This window comes from Micrococcaceae bacterium Sec5.1, assembly GCA_039636795.1.
Taxonomy (GTDB): domain Bacteria; phylum Actinomycetota; class Actinomycetes; order Actinomycetales; family Micrococcaceae; genus Arthrobacter.
The window spans coordinates 4,618,421-4,634,393 of the sequence record CP143430.1; the positions used below are offsets into that span (position 1 = coordinate 4,618,421).

Annotated in this window: 15 protein-coding genes; 12 read left to right on the forward strand and 3 right to left on the reverse strand. The window is 62.3% G+C overall.

The window, feature by feature from the left end; translation table 11 throughout:
• Window positions 1–18 precede the first annotated feature (18 nt).
• Window positions 19–774, reverse strand: a complete 756-nt coding sequence (locus VUN82_21040) for an IclR family transcriptional regulator (GenBank protein XAS71539.1) — start codon at window positions 772–774, stop codon at window positions 19–21.
• A 221-nt stretch (window positions 775–995) separates the two neighbouring features.
• Between VUN82_21040 and VUN82_21045 the strand changes: the two genes are divergently transcribed.
• From VUN82_21045 to VUN82_21060, 4 genes are read left to right on the forward strand one after another with little or no spacing between them, the layout of a single operon-like run.
• Entirely contained in the window at window positions 996–2,396 is a 1,401-nt protein-coding gene (locus tag VUN82_21045; GenBank protein ID XAS71540.1) for an NAD-dependent malic enzyme, read from the forward strand.
• A gap of 16 nt (window positions 2,397–2,412) precedes the next feature.
• Window positions 2,413–4,026, forward strand: a complete 1,614-nt coding sequence (gene aceB / locus VUN82_21050) for a malate synthase A (GenBank protein XAS71541.1) — start codon at window positions 2,413–2,415, stop codon at window positions 4,024–4,026.
• A gap of 1 nt (window position 4,027) precedes the next feature.
• Window positions 4,028–5,290 (forward strand): aldolase, encoded by a 1,263-nt coding sequence (locus VUN82_21055; protein XAS71542.1) that lies wholly within the window; start codon window positions 4,028–4,030, stop codon window positions 5,288–5,290.
• A 14-nt stretch (window positions 5,291–5,304) separates the two neighbouring features.
• On the forward strand, window positions 5,305–6,117 hold the full coding sequence (locus tag VUN82_21060) for a bifunctional allantoicase/(S)-ureidoglycine aminohydrolase (protein ID XAS71543.1): 813 nt from the start codon (window positions 5,305–5,307) through the stop codon (window positions 6,115–6,117).
• Window positions 6,118–6,443: 326 nt separating this feature from the next.
• Here the strand turns inward: VUN82_21060 and VUN82_21065 are convergent, their stop codons facing one another.
• Window positions 6,444–6,764 (reverse strand): MmcQ/YjbR family DNA-binding protein, encoded by a 321-nt coding sequence (locus VUN82_21065; protein ID XAS71544.1) that lies wholly within the window; start codon window positions 6,762–6,764, stop codon window positions 6,444–6,446.
• A gap of 70 nt (window positions 6,765–6,834) precedes the next feature.
• On the opposite strand from VUN82_21065, the gene VUN82_21070 reads away from it, so the two are divergent.
• The 7 genes from VUN82_21070 (at window position 6,835) to VUN82_21100 (ending at window position 14,704) form a co-directional block, all read left to right on the forward strand.
• Entirely contained in the window at window positions 6,835–7,194 is a 360-nt protein-coding gene (locus VUN82_21070; GenBank protein ID XAS71545.1) for a VOC family protein, read from the forward strand.
• Between the two features lie 121 nt (window positions 7,195–7,315).
• Window positions 7,316–7,900, forward strand: coding sequence for a DinB family protein (locus VUN82_21075; GenBank protein ID XAS71546.1), 585 nt, complete (start codon window positions 7,316–7,318; stop codon window positions 7,898–7,900).
• A 309-nt stretch (window positions 7,901–8,209) separates the two neighbouring features.
• A complete protein-coding gene (locus VUN82_21080) occupies window positions 8,210–8,683 on the forward strand; it encodes an ATP-binding protein (GenBank protein XAS71547.1) in 474 nt (157 codons plus the stop codon).
• 105 nt (window positions 8,684–8,788) lie between these two features.
• A complete protein-coding gene (locus VUN82_21085) occupies window positions 8,789–10,969 on the forward strand; it encodes a transglycosylase domain-containing protein (protein XAS71548.1) in 2,181 nt (726 codons plus the stop codon).
• Window positions 10,970–11,068: 99 nt separating this feature from the next.
• Window positions 11,069–11,800 (forward strand): glutamine amidotransferase, encoded by a 732-nt coding sequence (locus VUN82_21090; protein ID XAS71549.1) that lies wholly within the window; start codon window positions 11,069–11,071, stop codon window positions 11,798–11,800.
• 207 nt (window positions 11,801–12,007) lie between these two features.
• On the forward strand, window positions 12,008–13,207 hold the full coding sequence (locus tag VUN82_21095; GenBank protein XAS74759.1) for an MFS transporter: 1,200 nt from the start codon (window positions 12,008–12,010) through the stop codon (window positions 13,205–13,207).
• Window positions 13,208–13,381: 174 nt separating this feature from the next.
• Window positions 13,382–14,704 (forward strand): ammonium transporter, encoded by a 1,323-nt coding sequence (locus VUN82_21100; protein XAS71550.1) that lies wholly within the window; start codon window positions 13,382–13,384, stop codon window positions 14,702–14,704.
• Window positions 14,705–14,787: 83 nt separating this feature from the next.
• Here VUN82_21100 and VUN82_21105 read toward each other — a convergent pair whose 3' ends face one another.
• Window positions 14,788–15,384, reverse strand: a complete 597-nt coding sequence (locus VUN82_21105; GenBank protein XAS71551.1) for a DUF1992 domain-containing protein — start codon at window positions 15,382–15,384, stop codon at window positions 14,788–14,790.
• A 137-nt stretch (window positions 15,385–15,521) separates the two neighbouring features.
• Between VUN82_21105 and VUN82_21110 the strand changes: the two genes are divergently transcribed.
• Complete coding sequence (locus tag VUN82_21110) at window positions 15,522–15,872, forward strand: VOC family protein (GenBank protein XAS71552.1); 351 nt, start codon at window positions 15,522–15,524, stop codon at window positions 15,870–15,872.
• Window positions 15,873–15,973: the final 101 nt, after the last annotated feature.

Here is a 15,973-nt window from a genome sequence, read left to right on the forward strand (position 1 = left end):
GTGTGGAGAAGGAGAAGCCTAGTTCTGGTTGAGCTCCGCGGAAATCGCCAGGGCGGCCTCGCGCAGCATCGGCACAGCACGGTCGGCGAAGCTCTGGTCTACGCGGGTGATGGGCCCGGAAACAGAGATTGCCGTGGGAGTGGGAGCGTTGGGCACGGCCATCGCAAAGCACCGCACGCCGAGCTCTTGCTCTTCCTCGTCAATGGAGTAGCCGCGTTCGCGGATCAGCTTCAGGTCCGCGAGCAGGGAGTCGATGTCGCCGATGCTCTTGGCCGTGGGAGTGGGCATCCCGGTTCGGGCAACGATGCCACGGACCTGTTCATCGTCGAGCTGCGCCAGGATCGCTTTGCCGACGCCCGTGTCATGGGTGTGGGCCCGGCGGCCAACCTCAGTGAACATACGCATGGAGTGCATGGACGGGACCTGGGCCACGTAGATGACCATGTCCGAATCCAGGACGGCCATGTTGGAAGTCTCGCCAAGGCGTTCCACGAGGGTCTTCAATTGCGGACGCGCCACGGCACCGAGCTGCTTGCTGGCACCTTCGCCCAGCCGGATGAGCCGCGGGCCAAGGGCATAACGGCGGTTGGGCAGCTGGCGGATGTAGCCGAGGGACACCAGGGTCCGCAGCAGGCGGTGGATGGTGGGCAAGGGCAGGTCAGTGGACGACGACAGCTCGCTCAGAGTGACGTCGCCGCCCGCATCCGTGATCAGTTCCAGCAGTTCAAAGACGCGCTCAACGGACTGCACGCCTCCGGAGGCTTTTTCAGCCATTCCCTTGTCTCCAATGACTCAGATTCCGACAACTCTTATCCGCATCGTGAAAAGAATTGCTTAGAACACCCAAGATACAGCACAGCGGACACCTGCGCGACGAGACGCAAGATGACCGAGCAGGGGGTTGTGTTTCCACTTGGTAGATAATAATATCCATAATACGAAAACATTTAGTTTGGAACGGCGGCCCGGGAACGGGCCTAACAGGAGGAATTTCAATGGCGAATCCGAGCCCCGGAAACTCGATCACCCTGCGCGTCGCCGCACCGTCCAGCTTCACAGCTACGAGCGAACTGGCAGCAGCCGTCGGCGCAGCCGGTGCCGCAATCACCGCTCTGGACGTCACGGAATCCCACCACGAGACCATCGTCGTGGACGTCACCTGCAACACCACTGATGACGACCACGCAGCACGCGTCAAAGATGCCCTGAATGCCCTCGACGGCGTCACCGTCCAGCACGTCTCGGACCGCACCTTCCTCATGCACCTCGGCGGCAAGCTCGAGGTGGTCCCCAAAGTAGCCCTGCGCAACCGTGACGATCTGTCTCGCGCCTACACTCCCGGCGTCGCCCGCGTTTGCCTGGCCATCGCAGAAGACCCGGCCGCTGCCCGCAACCTGACGGTCAAGCGCAACACCATCGCCGTCCTCACCGACGGTTCCGCCGTGCTGGGGCTGGGCAACATCGGCCCCGCCGCCGCGCTGCCCGTCATGGAAGGCAAGGCCGCGCTCTTTAAGCAGTTCGCCAACGTGGACGCCTGGCCGGTCTGCCTGGATACGCAGGACACCGAAGAGATCATCATGATCGCCAAGGCCATGGCTCCCGTTTACGGCGGCATCAACCTCGAAGACATCGCCGCACCGCGTTGCTTCGAGATCGAAAACCGCCTCCGCGAAGAACTGGACATCCCGGTGTTCCACGACGACCAGCACGGCACCGCGATTGTCACCCTCGCTGCCTTGGTCAACGCCCTGCGCGTGGTGGACAAGAAGCTGTCCGAGGTCAAGATCGTTGTCTCGGGAGTTGGCGCTGCCGGCTCCGCCATCATCCAGCTCCTCAAGGCCCAGGGCGCCCAGCACATCATTGCCGCCGGCCGCTCCGGAGCCATCCACTCCGGCGAAAAGTACGACGACGAGCACCGCAGCTGGATTGCCGAGAACACCAACGAAGAAGGCTTCTCCGGAACCCTGCATGACGCCCTGAAGGGAGCAGACGTGTTTATCGGCGTCAGCGCCCCGCATGTGATCGGCGAGGAGCAGGTGGCTTCCATGGCTGAGAACGCAATCGTGTTCGCCATGGCCAACCCGACGCCGGAAATCGACCCCGTTGTAGCGTCCAAGCACGCCGCCGTTGTTGCCACGGGTCGCAGCGACTTCCCGAACCAGATCAACAACGTGCTGGCCTTCCCCGGCTTCTTCCGCGGACTGCTGGACGCCGGAGCATCGGACATCACGCCGAACATGCTGGTGGCCGCCGCCGAGGCAATTGCCAACCGGGTAGCTGACGATGAGCTGAACGCGAGTTACATTATCCCCAGCGTCTTCGATCCGCATGTAGCCGCCGATGTAGCGACCGCCGTAGCCAATGCTGCGCACGCAAACGCCGCCAGCGCTCTCTAGAAAAGGACACCGCCCCATGGCTATTACAGTCACTGATCCCCGGCCGATCGATCGCGCCGAGGAGATCCTCACCCCCAAGGCACTGGGCTTCATCGAGGAACTGCACAAGCGTTTCGCCGGCACCCGTGCCGAGCTGCTGGAGGCGCGCAAAGCCAAGCGCCAGAAGGTTGCGGACACCAGCCGCTTGGACTTCCTCCCGGAGACCCAGGAAATCCGCGACGGCGACTGGAAGGTCGCGGAGGCACCGGCAGCTTTGCAGGACCGCCGCGTAGAGATGACGGGTCCCGCAACCCCGGCCAAGATGGCCATCAACGCACTGAACTCCGGCGCCAAGGTCTGGCTCGCGGACCTCGAAGACGCCAGCACTCCAACCTGGCCCAACGTCATCGACGCGATCCTCAACCTCCGCGACGCAGCACAGGGCACCCTGAGCTACACCTCGCCGGAAGGCAAGGAATACCGTCTGCGCACGGACGCTCCGTTGGCTGTCGTTGTTGCCCGTCCGCGCGGTTGGCACATGGAAGAGAACCACCTGCTGATCGACGGCGAACCTGCAGTGGGCGCGCTGGTGGACTTTGGTTTGCACTTCTTCCACATCGCCAAGCAGCTGCTCCTCAATGGTCAGGGCCCGTACTACTACCTGCCCAAGATGGAGAGCCACCTTGAGGCCCGCCTCTGGAACGACGTCTTCGTGTTCGCCCAGGACTTCCTCGGCATCCCGCAGGGCAGCATCCGCGCCACGGTGCTCATCGAGACCATCCCCGCCGCGTTCGAGATGGACGAGATCCTCTACGAGCTGCGCGATCATGCTTCAGGTTTGAACGCCGGACGTTGGGACTACCTCTTCAGCATCATCAAGTACTTCCGTGACGCCGGCGAAGAGTTCGTCCTGCCGGACCGCGCGACCGTTGCCATGACGGCTCCGTTCATGCGCGCCTACACCGAGCTCCTGGTCAAAACCTGCCACAAGCGCGGCGCCTTCGCCATGGGTGGCATGGCCGCCGTCATCCCGAACCGGAAGCAGCCCGACGTCACCGCTGCGGCCTTCGACAAGGTCCGTGCCGACAAGACGCGTGAGGCAAATGATGGCTTCGACGGCTCCTGGGTTGCACACCCGGACCTCGTCTCCACGTGCCGCGAGGTGTTCGATTCGGTCCTCGGTGACCCCGCCAACGGTGGAAAGCCCAACCAACTGGACAAGCAGCGCCCCGAGGTGAACGTCACCGCTGAGCAGCTGATCGACGTCGCCTCTGCCGGCGGCACCGTCACGGAAGCCGGCCTTCGGCTGAACCTCTATGTCGCCGTCGCCTACACGGGTGTCTGGATCTCCGGCAGCGGCGCTGTTGCCATTCACAACCTCATGGAAGATGCCGCGACCGCGGAGATCTCCCGCTCGCAGGTGTGGCAGCAGATCCGTAACAAGTCGGTTCTCGCGGACACGGGCAACACCGTGACACGCGAACTCGTCAGCCGCATCCTTGGCGAAGAAACCGAGCGCCTGCGGATCGAGTTCGGCGACGAGAACTTCGCCAAGTACTACGAGCCGGCGTCCAAGCTGATCGAGGACATCTGTCTGTCAGACGACTACACCGATTTCCTGACAACACCCGCTTACGAATTGGTGGGCTGAGATGGGCTCATTCTCTTCCTCTGATCTGGCCCACATCGAGTCGCAGCTTGAGGCGACGGACCAGCTCCTGGACCGCAACTACCCGGGCGACGACGGCTCACGCCAGCCCATCCACACTGTTTACGTCCCGGCGGACCGCTTCACGCCGTCATTTGCGGCGGAGTGGGGCGCCCAGGCCTTGGCGACGGCGGAAGCTCACGGCGGCTTGGAAAAGCTGGGTCAACTGTTGGGCCAGGAGCCTCACTTGGCTGCCGCTGTTGCCTCCCGTGTAGCGGCGAAGCTCTCCTCTGAGCCGATCGAGGACCTGCGTCTGGACTTCGAGGACGGCTACGGCGACCGCGGCGATGAGGCAGAAGACGCCGACGCCGTTGCTGCCGCCAACGCTGTTGCTGCTGCGGTTGCAGCGGGAACTGCTCCGCCGTTCATCGGCATCCGCTTCAAGTGCTTCGAAGCCCCCACGAGGGCCCGCGGACTGAAGACGCTGGACTTGTTTGTGTCCACGCTTGCTGCAGCGGGCGAGCTGCCTGCTGGGCTGATCCTAACGCTGCCGAAAGTCACCACTGTGGCCCAGGTGCAGGCCATGGACTTCGCGGTCTCGCGCCTCGAGGAAGTCCACGGGCTTCCCGCGGGGAGGCTCCGGTTCGAGGTGCAGGTGGAAACGCCGCAGCTCATTCTGGGTGCCGACGGAACGTCCCCCGTAGCGCAGCTCCCCCACGTTGTTCCGGGCCGCATCAGCGCTCTGCACTACGGCACGTATGACTACAGCGCTTCCTTGGGAATCTCCGCGGAGTACCAGTCCATGGAGCACCCGGTTGCCGATTTCGCCAAGGAAGTCATGCAGCTCGCCGTCGCCGGCACAGGCATCCGCCTCTCTGACGGTTCCACGAACATCATTCCCGTGGGCGACGCCGTTGAAGACGCCTGGAAACTTCACGGCCGGCTGGTCCGTCGCTCCCTGGAGAACGGTTACTACCAAGGATGGGACCTCCACGCCGCCCAGCTCCCCAGCCGTTTCTCGGCGTCGTACGCTTTCTACCGCGAAGGCCTGCCTGCCGCAGCGCTGCGCCTCCGGAACTATGTGGAGCACACCGAAGGCGGCGTCATGGACGAGCCCGCCACCGCCCGTGCACTCGCTGGTTTCGTCCTTCGCGGCGTCCAGTGCGGCGCAGTGGGGCCAGATGAGGTCAAGGCGCTTGCCGGCGTCGAACTTTCACAGCTGAACGCACTGGCGCACCCGCGGCTCGCGCAACCGACTTCCCACTGATAGGAGCATTTGGCATGGGCAAGTACTACTACCCGCAGGGCGGCCTGCCGCCGCAGACCCACCTGACCACGGAGCGGGCGATCGTCACCGAGGCTTACACGGTGATCCCCAAGGGCGTCATGACGGACATCGTCACCAGCAACCTGCCGGGATTCTCCAACACGCGCTCCTGGATTATTGCGCGGCCGATTTCCGGCTTCGCCACCACGTTCTCGCAGTTGATCGTTGAGATCGCTCCAGGCGGCGGGGCTCCCAAGGCCGAGTTCGAAGCAGGCGTCGAAGGCGTCATCTTTGTTACCAAGGGCCAAGTGAACCTGAGGCTCGACGGCGAACTGCACCACCTCGAGGAGGGTGGCTACGCCTACCTTGCCGCCGGCGCAGAGTGGGGCCTGGAGAACGTGTCCGACGACATCGTCTCCTTCCACTGGATCCGCAAGGCCTACGAACGCCTTGAAGGCTTCGAGGCCAAGTCCTTCGTGACCAACGAGAAGGACGTGGAGCCTACCTCCATGCCGGACACCAACGACGTCTGGAAAACCACCCGCTTCACGGACTCCAGTGACCTCGCCCATGACATGCAGGTCAACATCGTCACCTTCCAGCCGGGCGGCGTGATCCCCTTCCCGGAGACCCACGTCATGGAGCACGGCCTGTACGTCCTGGAAGGCAAGGCCATGTACCTGCTCAACAACGACTGGGTGGAAGTGGAAGCCGGCGACTTCATGTGGCTCCGCGCGTTCTGCCCGCAGGCCTGCTACGCCGGCGGTCCGGGCGAGTTCCGTTACCTGCTGTACAAGGACATGAACCGGCAGGTGAAACTCACCTGATCTCCGCCGAGATCGCCGGAAAGCTGCCAGTTCGCTGGGAGCTTTCCGGCGATTTCGTGCGTTTCCGGCGGTTTCGGCGCGGGCTCTGTGGAAACCACCCAATGTTCGCTTCGAGGCCATTCCATGCGAGCACGCACCCCACGATCACCGCGGCCAGGCCAAGCACAGGCACGACGGCGGCAAGGACTCTGCGCGCAGGCTGCGGTGTGTTTCGTTCCCCAAGTTTGCTGCGCTCCCCCATGCGGGCGAGTTTAGCCTGAGCTCACGCACCCAAGTAGGTCGCAGTTGAGCGCGTTTTGCCCTCTCTAAACGCGCTCTGCTGCGATCTACTTGGGTGCGTTTGGAGCGGGGGCGCTGGCGATTCTGTACGACTCCTGCAGCAACTCGTCGAGCTCCTCTACGTCGATGTTCTCCAGCCGGACCAGCAGCAACTTTGGTGACCGTTCGTGGTGAGGGGTCCAGAAATAGGTATCCGGCTCCATTGCAGCCAGAGCTTCGCGCTCATCCGTTTTGACAGTAACAACCCCCTCTTCCCAGATCCGGGCCATGAGGGTGTTACCAAACCAGGCAGGCTGGCCCCAACTTGGGCGCTCGGTGACGCCGGGCATGCCAAGGCAGATACGCCTGAGGTCCTCTTCGGTGGCCATGGTTCACTGTGACACCGGCATCCGGGCTCCGGCAAGGAACGCGTGGACTCTCGCAGACTAGGCTAGGCACATGTTGACCATCGGCAGCACCGTCCTCGGCGTCAATGACATCACCCGGGCCACTGCGTTCTGGCACGCCGCGCTCGGCTATGTTCCACGTGAGCCGGGCGATGACACCTGGGTAATCCTCGTTCCGTCCGCCGGTCCAGGCCCCCAACTCGCGTTGATGCTGAGCGAAACGCCTGTCCAGGAGCATCCACGTACTCATCTGGACCTCTATGCGGATGACCAAGCTGCCGAAGTGGAGCGGCTGATCTCCCTCGGCGCTCAACGCGTTGACTGGGACCTGTATCCGGAGAATCCGGATTTCGTGGTCCTCGCCGACCCTGACGGCAACCGCTTCTGCGTTATCGACAAAAGTCCGCGGTAGCGCCGCCGTCGAGCCCCAACTGACTGGCAGTAGTGGTGGTTTTGAGGGCTGAAAACAACCACTACTGCGACTTACTTGGGCGCTGCCAGTTCTGTCGGGGCCCTTGGGTAGAGTGCAAGCCATGGACGACAAAGCGACATTGCTCGGCTATTTGCGCCTTCGCCGGGCGGACCTGCTCGGGAAGCTTGATGGCTTGGGTGAATACGATGCCCGAAGGCCCCTGACACCGACGGGTACCAATCTGCTGGGGCTCGTGAAACACGTTGCGAGCGTGGAGTTGGGCTATTTCGGGGAGACTTTCGGGCGTCCGAGTGGTCGCGAATTGCCGTGGCTGGAGCAAGACGCAGAACCGGATTCCGATATGTGGGTCCCGGTTTCGGAGACCCGCGCGGAAATCCTGGAACTGCACCACTTCTCGGCAGCGCACAGTGATGCCACCATCCAGGCCCTCCCGTTGGATGCTCCCGGCGTTGTGCCTTGGTGGTCCGAAGAGAAGCGGAATGTGACGCTCCATCAGATCCTCGTCCACATGTGTGTGGAAACCGCACGGCACGCCGGGCACGCTGACATCATCCGCGAACTGATCGACGGATCCGCTGGCCAAAGGCCTGGGGATCCCAACATGCCTGGCCGCAACTCCGAAGAATGGGCAGCACACAGGTTCCGCATCGAAGAAGCAGCAGTGGAAGCAGATCTCCGCCACTGAAGACCCCTAGCACTGCTCAGCAGGTCCCGATGGCCTACTACGTTGCCGCCGTCGTGCCCATCTAAGTAGCAATTGATGCGTTCTGAGCGTCCAAAACGTCATCAAATGCGACCTACTTGGGACATCCCCCGCATGAGGTGCCCCGCCTCCGCAAGGCCGACCCGCAAACTTGATGCGAAATTGAGCCAAACAAACAGAGTCCTTGATTTTGCCGCGCCACGCTGGAAGCAGACGAAGCCTCATTACATCAATCCATCGAGGTTTCGGCGACGAATAACCAACGAGAATCACAATGATGTGGGGGACCGAATGGAACAGGCAGCAGCGCTAACAGAGGTGATCGCCATCAAGGGCATCATCCAGGACCAACACCCCGTGGATTTCCACGCACTGGGTGTCGCAGGATGCATCGACAGACTTGCTGCGCCGCTTCGACGCTCCGGCGTGACTGTCCACTGGCACACACCCCACCACGGCATCGAGATCTCGTCCGCATCCGCCGCCCTGCTGTACCACGTAGCCCAGGAGACCTTCAGCAACACCCTGAACTACGCCGACGCCAGCGAACTGACCATCCGTCTCAATGCCGTCTACCACGGAATCCAAATGACGATTATGGACAACGGCAAAGGTTTCGAAATCCACGCCGCCCCCAGCGGCCGCCGCCACGGCTTCGGCCTGCTGCTGATGTCCATTGCAGTGCACGACGCCGGAGGGTCCGTTGAGATCGACTCCGGGGCTGGGCGGGGCACCAGTGTGAGGGTCACACTGCCACTGGATTGAGTCCAATTTGCGACCTTTTTGGGCTCCCAAACCATGGATTGGCGGCGTCCCCGGACGTATTCTGTAGCTACTTTTCAGCCTGACATCTCGACGGAATGGCACGAAATGGCGCGGAACAAGGGTCCCCGGTTAGGTCTTGGCAAGGTCCTTCTGAGGATCTTCGGGTTTTTTTTCGTGAGCGCCCTCTGCGGGGTGCTGATCTGCGGCTTCATGGTGCCGGTGGTTCAGTTCACCAGCACTACTATGGGCGGTTCCATCGGCTTTTACGAAAGCCTGCCCAGCCAACTCGACGTTGATTCGCCATCCCTTTCCAGCAATGTAGTCACTGCTGACGGCCAGCACATCGCCACGTTCTATGCAGAGAACCGGGTGAAGGTACCCCTGGACCAGATGTCACCCTTCATTCGGCAAGCGATCGTGGCAATCGAAGACAGTCGCTTCTACGAGCATCCAGGTGTTGATACGCAGGGCATCATCCGTGCGCTGACATCCAACGTGACCAAGGGGACCCGACAGGGCGCGTCGACCCTGACCCAGCAATACGTCACCAACGTGCTGAACGAGTCCCGCCTCTCGAAGGGCCGGCCCGAGGATGTGGTGCTCAGTGGTGACAAGAGCATCGGTGACAAGCTCCGGGAGATCAAGCTGGCCCTGGAGCTTGAGAAACGCTTCAGCAAAGACCAAATCCTTGAGGGGTACCTGAACATCGTGTTCTTTAACCGGAACGCGTATGGCATCGAAGCCGCTTCGCGGTACTTCTTCAGCACCTCGGCCAAGGATCTCACTTTGCCACAGGCCGCGCTGTTGGCCGGGCTGGTGAACGGGCCGAGCGTCTATGACCCAACAACCGCGCCTGAAGCAGCGTTCAGCCGGCGAAACATTGTGCTGGACAGGATGCTCGAGCAGGGAAAGATCACTCAAGCAGACCATGATGCGGCAGTTGCCGCCCCAGTGGAGCTGAAAATCACCCCGTCCCATCAGGGCTGCGCCGGGGCCTCCATCGCCATCTACTTCTGCGACTACGTGTCCCACCTGATCATGAACAACGAGGCCTACGGAGCAACCATCGAGGACCGCGAACGGCTCCTCTACCGGGGCGGGCTCACCATCACCACCACGCTGGACAGCCGGTTGCAGGCAGCGGCCCAAGTACAAGTGGATGCGTCAGCCGGCGCAAACCCGGACAAATGGGGCGCTGCCATGACCACCGTGCAGCCAGGCACAGGCAAGATCCTGTCCATGGCCCAAAACACGGTGTTCGTTCCGCAGGACGGGAAGTTCGATACCCAGCTGAACTTCAGCGTGGATGCCAAGGACGAAAACGGCAACGACCTCAATGGTGCAGGCGGATTCCAACCCGGTTCCACCATGAAGCCCTTCATCTTCGCGGAGTGGCTCAACGAGGGCAAGTCGCCCACTGCCGTGGTGGATGCTTCCCGGCGGGTCTACCCGGTTGGCTTCCCTTGGCGCTCGAGCTGCGGCAAAGTGCTGGGTGGCTACAGCACCGCGCAGAAGGCGCAAAACCTGGGCGCTGATGATGACCTGCAGAACAACGACGAGGGCTACTACCGCCCCATGCCCATCAACTACGGCCTCTACAACTCGATCAACACCGCCACATTCGCTACTGCAGCGCAGTTGGATTTCTGCGGCATCCAGAAAATGGTGGACGCGGTTGGCCTGCACAGCGGCCTGGACAATGCCCAGATCAACATGCACCAGATCGGCAACCTCCTTGGCTCCATCGGCGTCGCTCCCGTCATCCTGGCGAGCGCCTTCGCAACATTCGCCAACGATGGCACCTATTGCAAGCCCATCGCCATCACCGATATCAGCGACTCACAAGGCAGGAAGTACCCGGCCCAAACACCTGAATGCAAAGAGACCGTGAAACCGGCCGTGGCCCGGGGAGTCACATCGGTGCTGCAGGACGTGCTCAAGCTCGGATCCGGCGTCTACATCGAACCCAAGGTCCAGAACCAGGTCCCGGTGGCCGCAAAGACCGGCACCTCGAACAACAACGGTGCAACCTGGGTGGCCGGATACACTACCCGGCTGGCCACAGCCTCCTTCTTTGGGGACACGACGGCGGGACAACAGCGGGCAGGACAAAACGTCACGATCAATGGCAAGTTCTACAAGTCACTGGACGGCTACATGATTGCCGGCCCGCAATGGGCCAATTACATGATGCAGGCCACCGCCCTCTACCCGAGCGGCGCCTTCAACCCACCGCCTCCCCCGCCGTCGCCTGGCCCGAGCACGTCGCCCGCAGCACCTCGCTGAGCGGGTCTGCGCTGCGGGGACCGGTCTGCGTGGTATTCCCGGCAGCCGAGCCGGCAGAAAGACTTTGAAAGCCAGCCATTCCTCCCGCAGACTGGGCCTGTGAAGCCCTTCCTTCTCTTGGCCACCCGCGCTGAAGACGCAGCAGCGGATGACGAGTATCAGGCCTACCTCCGGTACTGCGGGCTCCGGGCTGAGGAATTGATCCGCATCCGGCTGGAGGCGGCACCACTGCCGGACATTGAGTTGGCCGATTACTCAGGCGTGATTGTGGGCGGCAGTCCTTACACCTCCAGCGACCCTTTGGAGGAGAAGAGTCAGGCCCAGCTTCGCGTCGAAGCTGAACTCTCAGCCCTCCTGGATCGCATCGTGGCCGAGGACTTCCCCTTCCTGGGTGCCTGCTACGGCGTTGGAACCCTCGGTGTTCATCAGGGAGCCATCATCGACCGTCGCTATGGAGAACCGGTCGGGGCTACGGAGATCAAACTGACCCCAGACGGGGAGCGCGACCCCCTGCTCAAAGGCCTGCCACACACTTTCGAAGCGTTCGTTGGGCATAAGGAAGCCTGCAGCCAACTGCCGGAAAACGCCGTGTTGCTGGCGAGTTCCGCAGCCTGCCCTGTGCACATGTTCCGCATCAGGAAGAATCTCTACGCCACACAGTTCCATCCGGAATTGGATGTCGATGGCCTCATCACCCGGATTAACATCTATAAGGACGCAGGCTATTTTCCGCCGGATGCTGCCGACGAGCTCATCGAAACCGCCAAGCATGCTTCGGTGACTGAACCGATGCGGGTCTTGAGGAATTTCACGGAGCTCTACGCTCGCTAGGGATCTTGCGGGGCCCGCTCTGCGCCCCGAGAAAGGGGTTTCTATCAGAGCCTCCCTCGCGCTGCGTTGGCTGGGTAGCGTTGTGAGTACCCACCCATGCCCCCAACGTGATTCATCCATGAGGAGCAATCTTTGAAGCAGGACCCTTTGGCGGTCGAAGCCCAGGTACACGCAGCACCAGATGAAGGAAAGACCAAGCCAGCGAAAATGCGAGCAGCCACCAAGATCCCTTGGGGTGGCCTTTTGGTGCTTGCTGCCGCGGGCTTCACGGCTGTCACCACAGAGCTGCTTCCGTCCGGGCTGCTTCCGCAGATCAGCCGGGATCTGGGCGTGGAGGAATCCGCTGTAGGTTCCCTGACCGCAGCATATGCAGCCATCATCGTTTTCACGGCCCTTCCCCTGTCCCGGCTCCTTGGCGGGCGGGTCCCGCGGAAGACCCTGTTGATCGGGACCGTGCTTGCCTTCGCGTTTAGCAATGTCTTACTCGCCCTGAGCCCAAGTCTTGAAGTGGCCATTGCCGCGAGGCTTCTTGGTGGCATTGCCCATGGCATGTTGTGGTCGAGCATGGCGCCGTATGTGGCGCGCATCGTTCCTGCCCACTCGGTGGGCAAGTCCATGGCGGTGGTCTTCAGTGGTACCAGCATCGCGTTGGCTGTCGGGGCTCCGATTGGCACACTCATGGGCACGCTCATGACATGGCGGGTTTCCTTCGTGGTCCTGGCCGGGGTTGGCTTCCTGTTGGCAGTCTTGGCGTTCTGGCTCCTGCCTGCTGCGCACGATCCCGGCACCCACAAGACACCGTCGATCCGTGCAGCGCTCAAGCTACCGGGCGTGATCGCCGTGGCCACCGCTTGGCCACTCTTGCTGCTGGCACACTTCACTCTCTTTACGTATGTTGCGCCTTTCCTGCTCGCCTCCGGCTTGCCCGAAGCCCTCACTGGCATTTCCCTGTCGGTGGTCGGGATCTCTGGATTGGTCGGGATCTGGATTGCTGGCCTGACCGCCGATTCCCATCCCCGGCGTTCGGTGATTACTGCCGTCGGGCTTCTTTTGCTTGCCTTCGCACTGCTGCCGGTTCTGGGCGGCACCTGGGTGGGGGTTTTCGCGCTGATGGTTGCTTGGGGCGTTTCCTTCGGGGCGATCGGCATCTACAACCAGGCAGCGATCCTACGGGCCGGCGGCGAGCACAAGGATGCGGCCAACGGACTCACGGTAGTGACAATCCAACTAGGAATCGCGGTCGGTGCCGGGTATGGTGCATTGGCGCTGACCACTGTTGGGGCACAATTGGTGCCGCTCGCCGCGGCGCTGCCAACGGCAATTGCCTTGGCGATCATGATTTCCAGCAAGCGCGGCGGATACCCGGCAGGGCCACACGAAAAAGGACGCCGCGAGAAGCGTCGGTAACATTCCCGAAACATGCCAGTCACGTGATCTTCACGAACGTGGGGTTTCTGTAACTTACCTGCAACCTAGCTCTTCCGAGTCGGAAACATAGCTCACCGAATATTGATCGGGGGGTAGTGAGGGCCGTGCATCAACGGGCCCGTTTCGTACAGGCTTGATCAGAAGGGAACGCAGGTGGAGATCTCTGCGCAACACGTCTGGCTGATGTTGTCATCGGCAATGGTGCTTTTCATGACTCCGGGCCTCGGCCTGTTCTATGGCGGCATGACCCGCGCCAAGGCAGCGCTCAACATGATCATGATGAGCTTTATCTCTGCAGGCATTGTGGGCGTCGTGTGGGTCCTGTGGGGATACTCGATGACCACCGGCGACGGTTTCCTCGGCCTGTTCGGCAACCCGTTCGCGCACTTCGGGCTCCAGGACCTCATAGGTTCGCCCGACCTCCTCAAGGCAGTCTTCGCCGCTACCTTCGCCATCATCACCGTGGCACTCATCAGCGGCGCCATCGCCGACCGCGCCAAGTTCAGCGCATGGGCGCTCTTCGTCCCGATCTGGGTCACCGTGGTCTACTGCCCGCTGGCTTACATGGTCTGGGGCGGCGGCTTGATGAGCGCAGGTGGAGCCGTCACGCAGATCTTCGGCCAGGTGATCGACTTCGCCGGCGGTGCCGTAGTTGAGGTCAGTTCAGGTACCGCCGCTTTCGTCCTCGCATTGATCGTGGGAAAGCGTCACGGATTCGCCAAAGACCCCAACCACCGCCCTCACAACGTCCCGTTCATCATGATCGGCGCAGCAATCCTCTGGTTCGGCTGGTTTGGATTCAACGGCGGTGCCGCAACCACCGTTGAGCAGGCAGGCCTGATCTGGGTCAACACGCTGGTGGCCCCGGCCGCGGCGATGCTGAGCTGGTTGGTCACGGAGAAGATCCGCCACGGACACCCGACATCACTGGGCGCGGCCTCCGGCGTTGTTGCCGGATTGGTCGCCATCACCCCTTCCTGCGCCAACATCACCCCGCTCGCGGCACTTGGCCTGGGACTCGTTGCCGGTGCCGCCTGTGCCGTGTTTGTGGACCTGAAGTACAAGTTCGGTTTCGACGATTCCCTTGACGTCGTGGGCGTGCACTTTGGCGCTGGCGTGATCGGCACGCTCTCTCTTGGCTTCGTTGCCTTTCCCACGGAAGGCGTGGCCGGCGGCCTCCTTTACGGCGGCGGCGTGCAGCAGCTCGTGGCCCAGACAGTGGCCGTGCTGCTCACCATCGCCCTCTCCGGCCTGGGCACACTGCTGATCGGCCGCGCTATTCACAAGACCATCGGCTTCCGCGTGGCCCACGAACACGAAGTTGCAGGAGTGGACCTCACCCAGCACGCAGAATCGGCCTACGAGTTTGGCCTCACAGCCCACGGGCACTTCCGCCAGCAGCAGGCCCACCTGTCGTCGCTGATCAAGGGTGGACGCAAAGAGTCGGAGCAGGCAAAGGAAGACAGCTTCGCCTAGCGGCCCACATTCAGAACAGCAGCCGACGGCGGAACCCAGGTCCCGCCGTCGGCTGCTGTTTGCGCCGTCTTACCCATGTAGGGTCAGCCGGAGCCGTTCCAGAGCCGTTTCCACCACGTTCGCTTGATTGGTTCCTCCGGCTCCGGCTCAGGTGGAGCTGCCGCAGCCCGCCGCTCGCGCCATCGTTCCAGCTCGGCGTCAACATCCCGCAGCTTGGTGGTCACTGGCGGCCCACCCTGGAGTTGGCGACGGGCCTCAACCACTCGCTTGTTGAAGTCCTCAAGGATGTCGCGGACCTGCTTCTCGGTGTACTGCTGATCCAGCTTCGCGTCGAGTTCAGCGTCCTCGATCCGTAGGAGAATGGCTGGCGGGCCGATCCCGCTGAGTCGCTCACGCTGGATCAGACCTTTGACCCACCAGTCCGGATCATAGTGCTCGCCCAGACCCGGTATCGGCTTGCCAGCGTATTTGAGGTTGTCGAACTTGCCCTGGTTCATGGCGTCCCGGATCAAATATTCGACCCGCGCGGCGTCGTCCACCTTCCGGCGTTTCTCCCGCTCCTCCGCCTCAGCCGCCTCGAGCTCTGCGTCTTCCTCGGCATTACCGCCCCACGAGCGGACGGCCCGCAATTCCGCGCCCCGCTCAAGCTTCCGTCTGAAGGCGTTGTTCTCGGCGTTCACGTTTCGCCACCTCCTCGCACGGCAGTCCTCTCCTGCCGGAAATCGTGGTTCCGGCTCCAGTATTCCGCACTTTGCTGGGCCGGGGGGAGGGCTAAGCGCTACTCTCGATCCAAATATCTCCACAGGAAGGGCCGCGCGTGACTACTGTTTCCAATGCATTCATTCCGGTCTCGGATCCGGGTCAGGCAGCCAAGTGGTATTCGGAACACCTGATGCTTCGGACTGTCACCGTTTCGGAGTGGACGGCAGTTCTAACGGGCGACGGCGGTGCCACAGTTACGCTGATGGGTCCGCTCAGTGGGATCGCGGCTGAGCCCGGGCTGGCATGGGCGACCTGCGGTTTCCTTGTGGAGGACCTCACGGGCATGCGGGATCGCTTGCTCAGGAATGGCCACGGCGTGTCAGTGGTGGAGGGCGATCCGGACACCTGCCTGTTCTTCACAGTCCGGGACCCCGATGGGAACGTCCTGCTGCTCACGGACAGATAAGCTCCCTGGTTCACCAGCGCCGCAGCCCTGTGGCTTCACGCCCTGTTGCTTCACCACCCCCTTTGATCGCCGGGCGGCCCCCGACACACCGGGATTAGCGG